The following is a 471-nucleotide window of genomic DNA, read 5'->3' as shown; positions in this document are numbered from 1 at the left end:
GGCGAGGGCGTCGCGAACCGGCTGGGGCAGGCCTTGGTCCAGGTAGCTGGCCATCTGGCCGATCTTCATGACCGCGCCCTTCATGTTCCCGAGGGACTCGACGACCTGGGCGGCGGTCTGCATCTCGAAGTCGGCCCGCAGTTCGGCCTTGCGCTCGTCGCTGGCGAACGCTCCCCGCGCCGTCGCCACCGCCGCGCCGGCGCCGGCTCGGGACCCCAGGCGAACCAACTCGGCAGTGCGGGCGGCTCGTTCGGCCACCACCGGGGCATCGCCCCGCCGGCCCCGCCGGCCCACAGCTACGGCAACGGCACCGACAGCGACCAGCGCACCGACGGCTAGGCCAACGTTGCTTCGCCGGGTGGATCGCATACTCCATCGTGTGCGGGGTGTGCCCGACGCCACCAATCGATCTGGCGTTGCCGCGGTGTGGGTCATCGATGATGCGGGCATCCTTGATGCCGTGCCCGATTC

1 protein-coding gene is annotated in these 471 nt (G+C 71.1%); it reads right to left on the bottom strand.

Translation table 11 applies throughout. The features are described 5' to 3' along the window. A partial coding sequence (locus D7Y13_RS42410; RefSeq protein ID WP_279637198.1) for a hypothetical protein occupies positions 1-261 on the bottom strand: 261 nt, incomplete at its 3' end. Positions 262-471: the final 210 nt, after the last annotated feature.

Source organism: Corallococcus praedator, from assembly GCF_003612125.1.
In the GTDB taxonomy this organism is placed as follows: Bacteria; Myxococcota; Myxococcia; order Myxococcales; family Myxococcaceae; genus Corallococcus; species Corallococcus praedator.
This window is presented reverse-complemented; position numbering and strand designations above follow the sequence as displayed.